The sequence below is a fragment of the Elioraea sp. Yellowstone genome (assembly GCF_006704265.1).
Lineage (GTDB): Bacteria > Pseudomonadota > Alphaproteobacteria > Acetobacterales > Acetobacteraceae > Elioraea.
The window spans coordinates 1-7,783 of the sequence record NZ_VIKA01000143.1; the positions used below are offsets into that span (position 1 = coordinate 1).

At 74.5% G+C, this 7,783-nt stretch carries 9 protein-coding genes; 5 read left to right on the forward strand and 4 right to left on the reverse strand.

The genetic code is table 11. The annotated features are described in order from the left end of the window. Nucleotides 1–159 precede the first annotated feature (159 nt). Both FK498_RS20005 and phbB read right to left on the reverse strand, forming a co-directional pair. Nucleotides 160–813, reverse strand: coding sequence for a YciI family protein (locus tag FK498_RS20005; RefSeq protein ID WP_237560969.1), 654 nt, complete (start codon nt 811–813; stop codon nt 160–162). A gap of 38 nt (nt 814–851) precedes the next feature. Next, on the reverse strand, nt 852–1,574 hold the full coding sequence (gene phbB, locus FK498_RS15510; protein ID WP_141856109.1) for an acetoacetyl-CoA reductase: 723 nt from the start codon (nt 1,572–1,574) through the stop codon (nt 852–854). A gap of 148 nt (nt 1,575–1,722) precedes the next feature. Between phbB and FK498_RS15515 the strand changes: the two genes are divergently transcribed. From FK498_RS15515 to FK498_RS15535, 5 genes are all read left to right on the forward strand, one after another. Beyond that, nucleotides 1,723–2,112, forward strand: a complete 390-nt coding sequence (locus tag FK498_RS15515; protein WP_141856111.1) for a DUF2946 family protein — start codon at nt 1,723–1,725, stop codon at nt 2,110–2,112. 52 nt (nt 2,113–2,164) lie between these two features. Then, nucleotides 2,165–3,565 carry a hypothetical protein gene (locus tag FK498_RS15520; RefSeq protein ID WP_141856113.1) on the forward strand — a complete coding sequence of 467 codons (1,401 nt, stop codon included), beginning with the start codon at nt 2,165–2,167 and terminating at the stop codon, nt 3,563–3,565. An 11-nt stretch (nt 3,566–3,576) separates the two neighbouring features. Continuing rightward, on the forward strand, nt 3,577–3,918 hold the full coding sequence (locus tag FK498_RS15525) for a hypothetical protein (RefSeq protein ID WP_141856115.1): 342 nt from the start codon (nt 3,577–3,579) through the stop codon (nt 3,916–3,918). A gap of 248 nt (nt 3,919–4,166) precedes the next feature. Beyond that, nucleotides 4,167–4,385, forward strand: a complete 219-nt coding sequence (locus FK498_RS15530) for a hypothetical protein (protein ID WP_141856117.1) — start codon at nt 4,167–4,169, stop codon at nt 4,383–4,385. Next, nucleotides 4,382–4,888, forward strand: a complete 507-nt coding sequence (locus tag FK498_RS15535) for a copper chaperone PCu(A)C (RefSeq protein ID WP_141856119.1) — start codon at nt 4,382–4,384, stop codon at nt 4,886–4,888. The genes FK498_RS15530 and FK498_RS15535 overlap by 4 nt, the downstream gene beginning before the upstream one ends. Before the next feature lie 412 nt (nt 4,889–5,300). Here FK498_RS15535 and FK498_RS15540 read toward each other — a convergent pair whose 3' ends face one another. Both FK498_RS15540 and FK498_RS15545 read right to left on the reverse strand, forming a co-directional pair. Next, entirely contained in the window at nt 5,301–6,476 is a 1,176-nt protein-coding gene (locus FK498_RS15540; RefSeq protein WP_141856121.1) for an acetyl-CoA C-acetyltransferase, read from the reverse strand. Between the two features lie 81 nt (nt 6,477–6,557). Beyond that, nucleotides 6,558–7,772 carry an alpha/beta fold hydrolase gene (locus FK498_RS15545; protein WP_370510910.1) on the reverse strand — a complete coding sequence of 405 codons (1,215 nt, stop codon included), beginning with the start codon at nt 7,770–7,772 and terminating at the stop codon, nt 6,558–6,560. Between the last annotated feature and the right edge of the window lie 11 nt (nt 7,773–7,783).

Below are 7,783 nucleotides of genomic sequence, written 5' to 3' on the forward strand. Positions count from 1 at the left end.
GAGCGCGGCCGCGGTGACCGGCGCGCGCCAGCCGCGCCGGGCGCGCAGATGCGAGGCGATGCGGGAGAACACGGCGGCCGCACCCTGCCCAAGCGGAGCCGCCGAAGGCAAGGGGGGCGAACGCCACGGGCGCCGCGCCCGCGACCGCCGGGAACCAGCCTAGCCGCTGCTGCCCGGCAGCGGCCGGTAGGGCAGCGGCGCGATGCGCGTGCCCCAGATGCGCAGGTCGCGCCAGACCCCCTCCCGCACATAGGGGTCCTGCTCCCAGAAGGCGCGTGCGGCGGCATCCGTCTCGTGCGCCGTCACCACCACCGAGCCGATCATCTGCCCGCCGGGGACGTCCAGCACCGCGCAGCCGAGCGTCAGCACGCCCTCGGTGGCGGCCGGCCTCATCCGCTCCAGATGCGCCGGCCGCGCCGCCTGCCGTCGCGCGGGCGCGCCCTCGTCGGTGCCGTCCATCGCCAGGATCACCGTGTGCGTGCGGCGGGGCGGCGGCTCCCCGGACGGCCCGGGCAGCCTCCGGTAGGGCAGCGGCGCGATCCGCCCGGGCATGGAGTCGACGCGCGTCCATACCCCCTCGCGGGCGAAGGGCTCCTCGGCGAGATAGGCCTCGAGCGCGGCCGGTTCGTCGCCCGACAGCACCATCAGCGAGCCGGCGACGCGACCGTCGGGTTCGAGCAGCGGCACGCCGAGCGCGAGCCGCCCGTCCGCCGCCATCGCCCCGATCGCCCCCAGATGGCGTTCGCGCGCGGCTGCCCGGCGCGCCGGCGCCTCGGCGTCCGTGCCGTCGAAACCGAGGACGATCCACGCCAATGCCGCGCCCTCCCGCCGGTGTCTCAGTGGCCGGTGTCTCAGTACATGTGCTGCCCGCCGTTGATCGAGAGCGTCGAGCCGGTGATGAAGGAGGCCTCGTCGGCGGTCAGGAAGGCGACGCCGCGGGCGATGTCCTCGACCGTGCCGAGACGGCCGACGGGGATGCGGCCGATGATCTTCTCGAGCACGTCCGGCGGCACGGCGCGCACCATGTCGGTGTCGATATAGCCGGGTGCGACCGCATTGACGGTGATGCCCGACCGTGCGCCCTCCAGCGCCAGCGCCTTGGTGAAGCCGTGGATGCCCGACTTCGCCGCCGCGTAGTTCACCTGGCCGTACTGCCCGGCCTGGCCGTTCACGCTGCCGATATTGACGATGCGGCCGAACTTGCGCGCGGTCATGCCGTCCCAGACCAGCTTGCAGAGGTTGAAGCAGGAGCCGAGATTGGTGTCGATCACGGCGTCCCACATCTCGCGCGTCAGCCGCTTCATGGTGGCATCGCGCGTGATGCCGGCGTTGTTCACCAGGATCTCGATCGGGCCCACCTCGGCCTCGATCCGCGCCACCGCCGCCTTGCAGGCCTCGAAATCCGCGACGTCGAACTTGTAGACCCTGCAGCCCGTCTCCTTGGCGAAGGCCGCCGCCGCCTCCTCGTTGCCGGCATAGGAGGCGACCACCGTGCGCCCCTGCGCGATCAGCGCCTTTGCGATCCCGGCGCCGATGCCGCGGGTGCCGCCGGTGACGAGTGCGACGCGTGCCATGGGTCCTGTTCCCTCCGTATCGTGATCCTCGGCGCGTGACCGCGCTGATCGAGCCTCGCCCGGAGCGAGGGCGGGGGGCAAGGCCCTTCGGCAGCGCGCGGCGTCGGGGCTGGACGCGCGGACGGTCGAGCCCTACACCCCGGGTGCCATGAAGTGCTGGCGAGCCGTGCTGCGCTGCCTCGCCGCGGTGATGTTCCTCACCGCGGCCGGCACGCCCGTTCGGCACGCCCCGCAAGCCGCCGCGGCGGGAAGCGACGCCTTCGTGGTGGAGCTGTGCTCGGCCGACGGCGCCAGCCGGCTGGTCGGGATGTCCGACGACCCGGCCGGCCAGCCGCGGGAACATGAGCACGCATCCGCACCCTGTCTGCTCTGCCACGCGCTGCCGGCACCAGCAGTGCCGCCCGCCCCGGTCGTGCCGAGCCTCGACCGACTGGCGGTCGCGCCCGACCTGACACGCGAGGATTGCGCACCGCGCGCCCCGCCCCCGGGTCGCGCCCGCATCCATCCCCCGACCGCACCGCCTTCCCCCGGCGTCTGACCGGACCCGCGCCGCCGTCCGGCGCTTCCTTTCCGTCACGCCGAGGACAACAATGATCCGCTTGCTCTCAAGCACGGCACTCGTTGCCGCGCTCGCCACTGGCCCCGCACCTGCCGCGCCCGCAGCCGATACGATCCTGTTCGTCTCCGCGCGCGATCACCTCGTCGCCTACGACGCCGCCACCGGCGCCGAGAAGGCGCGATTTCCGACCGCCGGCCTCTCCTCCGACATGCTCGTGACGCCGGAGGGGCTGCTTGTCCTCAATCATCGCGACGCGAACCAGGTCGTGATGGTCGATGCGCGCAGCCTCCGCGAGGTCGGACGCATCCCCTCCTCGGGCATCGGCGGCACCCGGCCCGTCCATCTGTACCTGGCCCCGCCGCGTGCGGACGGACGGCGGCTCGTGCTCGTTGCCAACGACGGCAACGCGCAGCGCCCGGCGCGGGACGACAATTCGGCGCTGGTCATCGATGCGACCAACCCCGCGTCGCCGAGGGTCGCGGGCGAGGTCCGGCTCGGCATCGGCCACCACAAGCTCGCCTTGTCCCGCGACGGGCTCCGCTTCTCCGCCTCCAACATCGCCGACTGCGACGAGGTGGTGGGCGTCTACGACATCGCCGATCCGGCGCGGCCGGCCCGGCTGTTCGCCGTCACGGGCGCCGATCTGGGGCTCGACGGCCGCGGCGGCCGTCCCGCCTGCGACCCGACCGGGCGGCTTGGGCGGCGGCCGGGGCCGCACGGCACCGCCACCTTCGCCGCGAACGGGCTGCACGCGCACAACGCCAACGGGACCGGCCAGTTCATCCTGGTCGAGGCCGAGGCGACGCCGCCGCGCCTGGCCGCCGTGCTGGCCACGGATGGCGGGTCGGGCGGCGCCTCAATCGCCGTCCATCCGAGCGGCCGGTTCGCCTACGGGCCGCAGAACACGCCGCGGGCAGGCGGGTCGGGCGCGCAGGCCGGCGCGCCCTGCCAGATCGGCCAGCTCGCCGTGGTCGATGGGGTGGAGCGGCGGCTCGCCGCCCAGGTGCCGATCCTCTACGACGCGGGATGCACTGCCCTGCCCGAGCGGGCGCGGGGCGCGCGGCCAGCCTATGCCTTCGTCACGCCGGACGGGCGCACCCTGGCCCTGACCGTCGGCACGCTGAACGCCGCCCAGCCGGGCCGGGCCGAGGTGCTCGTCCTGTTCGATCTCGCCGACCCCGCGCGTCCTGCACAGGTGGCGTCCGTGCCGGTCGGCGCGGCTGCGGGGCATCGCGACGCGGCGATGACGACCGACGGGCGCATCCTGTTCGTGCCCGGCAGCGCCGATGCCTCGGTGACGATCGTCGATCTCGCCCAGCGCCGGGCGATCCGCCGCCTCGCGGTCGCCGCCGAGCCGAACCGCGTCGCGGCATGGAGCCCGACGGCGGGGCCGACCAAGGCGCCGGGGTCGATCACGCCCGCCGCACGCTGACGGAGGAGACGATGCGTCTGCGCCGATGGATGCTGGGCGCGGGCGTGGCCGGGGCGATCGCCGCCCCGGCCTTCGCCTGCGACCCGGAGGAGATGAACGCCCACCTCACCGCGGTGTGCGAGGCCGCGCTGGCCGAACCGGCCGCGCTGCTCGACGCGCTGCGCGGCCATGCGACCGAGACGGAGCGCGCGGCGATTACGCGCGGCCTCGCAGCGGCGCGGGAGGCCTGCGCGCACGGCGACCCGCTGATCGGCGCCCGCGAGGCGGCCCGTCTGGCGCGTCTTGCCGGACGACTGGAGGCGCGCGCCGGTGTCGCCGCGCCGATCTGGCCTGCGCAGGAGGCGGCCCGATGAGGGCGCGCGCCATGCCCCTCGCCGTCGCCGGGTTCATGCCCCCCGTTCGTGCTGTGCGCACTGTCCTAGGCCTTCAGCGGCATGCGCGGGGTCAAGTCCGGCTTCGACGGACCGGAGGCCGTGGGGCTGGTCCTCGCCGCGCTGCCGCTCGCCGACGTGTTCTGAGTGCGCAACCTGCGCGAGCTGGGCGACAGCCTGGGCCGGGCCTCGCGGCTCGGCCTGGCGCGGCGGCTGCGCTGCTGCCGAGCATGACCCTGCCGATCGGCATGGCCGGTCTGGTCCGGCTGCACGGCGGGCAACAACGGGGGCCGCTCTCGGTCGGGCTGGTGGGCGCGGGCGTCCTCGCGATGGCCGGGCTCGCCGCCGTCGCCGCCGCCCCGGCGGGCGAACGGCCGGCGGGCCGGACGGCGCGGCACGGATACTCGCCTCGGCCGTCAATCACCACTGCAACCGGAGACCGCCGATGATCGCACGTCGTGCCGCTTTGCTTGCCCTCGCGGCGGGCCTGACGCTCCCGCTCACCGCCCCTGCCACGGCACACGGCACTGGCGAGGCGATCGAGATCGTCGAGCCGTGGGCGCGGGCCTCGCTCGCCGGTCGCAACAGCGCCGCCTACATGACGATCGTCAACCACACGGCCGCGAGGGATGAACTCGTCGCGGCGTCGACACCTGTCGCGAAAGTCGTCGAGCTGCATACGCACCTGATGGAGGGTGGGGTGATGCGCATGCGCCCCGTGCGGGCGATCGAGGTCAATGCCGGCGAGCCGGCGGTGCTGCGCCCAGGCGGGCTGCACGTGATGCTGATCGATCTCACGCGTGACCTGAAGCCCGGCGAGACGATCCCGCTCACCTTGAGTTTCCGCAACAGCGGCGAGCGCACGGTTGAAGTCCCGGTGGTGCCGGCCGGGGCGCGTGACGCCACCGGGCACGGGCATGGGCGCGCGCACGGCCCTGGCCACCGGCACTGATACCCTCCGCACAAAGGCTCGACCTTTGTGCGGAGGGCATCGCGCGCGGGGCTGGGGGGCGGCCGCGCGCGAACATGACCCCGTACCAGCCCGCCGAAGGTCAAACCTTCAGCGGGCTGGTATGAGGGGATGGAGATGCCGATGCCGACCACGCGCCGCGACGCCCTCCGCGGCCTCATGCCGCCGCGCTCGCCGCCGCGATCGCCGATGGCGGGCAGATCCTCGCCGGCCAAGCCTGCTCGCGCGTCGCCGGGCTGACGGAGGATGACCTGCTTGAGGGGGTCATCATGGGCAGTCGAGACGTCATCCCGCCCGCCCTGATGGGGCCGGACATCCGTACCTCGGCCTTGGCAGGCGGCGCTACCGGGGCGGATGGGCCGAGGCCGCGTCCGCACAGGCTCGCGCCGTCAGGTCAGCTCCGCTCGACGCACATGGCGATGCCCATGCCGCCGCCGATGCAGAGCGTGGCCAGCCCCTTCTTCGCCCCGCGCCGCTGCATCTCGAACAGGAGCGTGGTCAGCACCCGCGCCCCCGACGCGCCGATCGGATGGCCGAGCGCGATCGCGCCGCCGTTCACGTTCACCTTCGCCGGATCCCAGCCGAGATCCTTGTTCACCGCGCAGGCCTGCGCGGCGAAGGCCTCGTTCGCCTCGATCAGGTCGAGATCGTCGATCGACCAGCCGGCCTTCTTCAGCGCCATTCGGGAGGCCGGGATCGGGCCGGTGCCCATGATCGCCGGATCGACCCCCGCGGTCGCCCAGGCGACGATGCGCGCGAGCGGCGTCACGCCGCGCTTCGCCGCCTCCTCGGCCGTCATCAGCACCACCGCCGCCGCACCATCGTTGATGCCCGAGGCGTTGCCGGCGGTCACCGTGCCGTCCTTGGCGAAGGCCGGACGCAGCTTGGCCAGCACCTCCACCGTGGTGTCGGGCTTCGGATACTCGTCCTCCGCGACCACCACCTCGCCCTTGCGCGTCTTCACGGTCACCGGAACGATCTCGTCCTTGAACCGCCCGGCCTTCATCGCCGCACCCGCCTTCTGCTGGCTTGCGGCGGCGAAGGCGTCCTGCTGGTCGCGCGTGATCTGGTACTTCTGCGCCACGTTCTCGGCGGTGTTGCCCATGTGGTAGCCGTGGAAGGCGTCCCACAGCCCGTCCTTCAGCATGGTGTCGAGGAACTCGGCCGAGCCCATCTTCACGCCGGCGCGCAGGTGGGCGCAGTGCGGCGCCTGGGTCATGGACTCCTGCCCGCCGGCGACGACGATCTTCGCGTCGCCCGTCAGGATCGCCTGGTAGCCGAGCGCGACCGTACGCAGCCCCGACCCGCAGAGCTGGTTCACGCCATAGGCCGTCTTCTCGTAGGGGATGCCGGCGCCGACCGCGGCCTGGCGGGCGGGATTCTGGCCCGCGCCGGCGGTGAGGATCTGGCCCATCACCACCTCGTCCACCTCCTCGGGCGCGACCCTGGCCCGCTCGAGCGCGCCCCTGATCGCGGCGGCGCCGAGCGCGTGCGCGGGCAGGGTGGCGAAGGCGCCATTGAAGGAGCCGACGGGCGTGCGCGCGGCGGCGGCGATGACGACCTCGGTCATGGCTGGCTCTCCTCGGATTGGGGCTGGCCCCTGATGCGGCCGATGGTGCACCGCGGCAGGGGCCGCAGACAAGCGCGCGCGCTACAGGGCAGAGGCCCAGTCGGCGAGCGGCCGCCAGAGCGCGGCCTCGGCACCGCTGCCGGCCGCCATGCCGATATGCCCCGCGAGCGGGCGGTGCAGCACCGCCCCGGGCAGCGCGCGCGCGAGCGGCAGCGCGGAGTCCGGCGGCACGATCCGGTCGCGCCCGGGCACGGCGACGAAGGCGGGGCAGCGCACCGCGCCCGGATCGACCGGCAGGCCGGCGACGCGCCAGAGGCCGCGCGCGGGCTCGTTGCGCCCGTACCAGCCGGCGAGGCACTCGCGCGCCACCGGCGCGGCGAGCGGGACGCCGTCGTTCAGCCAGTCCTCGAGGGCGACGAACAGCCGCGCGCGCGGATGGTCGGGATCGAGCCGGGCGAAGGCGCGGTACTTGGCGGCGACGCCGAAGGGGTCGAGGGCGGCGAACAGCACCTGCAGGAGATCGACCGGCAGCGCCTCGGCGAAGGCGAGGGCGGGTTCCCAGAGCGGCAGGGCGGCGGCAAGTGCCCGCGCGCGGCCGGGGTCGCCGGCGTGGAAGTCCCACGGCGTCGCCAGCACGGCGAGCGCGCGCACGAGCTCCGGCCGGCGCTGCGCCGCCGCGAGCGCGAGCAGCCCGCCCATGCAGTAGCCGGCGAGCAGCACAGGTCCGCCCGTCTCGGACGCGGCGAAGGCAAGCGCGCGTTCGAGCCGCCCGGCGATGTAGTCGGTGAGGGTGAAGCGCCGTTCCACCTCGCCCGGCCAGCCCCAGTCGAGCAGCAGCGGCCGGAGCCCCTGGCCGGCGAGCCAGCGCAGCATCGACCCGCCCTCCAGGAGGTCGAGCACATGCGCGCGGTTGACGAGCGACGGCACCACCAGCAGCACCCGCGCTCCCGCGGGCAGCGACGCGGTCGCGCCGTAGTCGAGCAGGCGCGAGCCCCCCTCGGCCCAGAGCGCCGGCGGATCGGGGAGCGTGCGCTGCCAGGGATGGCGGCGATAGGCGGCGATGCCGGCGATCAGCGCCCGGTCCTGGCGCGCGAGCTCGCGGACGACCGCCGCGCCGAACTCAGCCGGATCGTGTCCGGACGCGGCCAGCCGGCGCGCCAGCGCCTCGGCCTGCGCGGCGGCCTCGTCCGACCTCCAGCGCCGCGAGGCGCCGCTCGATCCCGTCGAGCCGTTCGAGGATGCGGGCGAACAGCGCGCCGTCGCGCCCGCCGCCATCGCCCGCCACGCCGCGAGCATCAGGTGGAGCG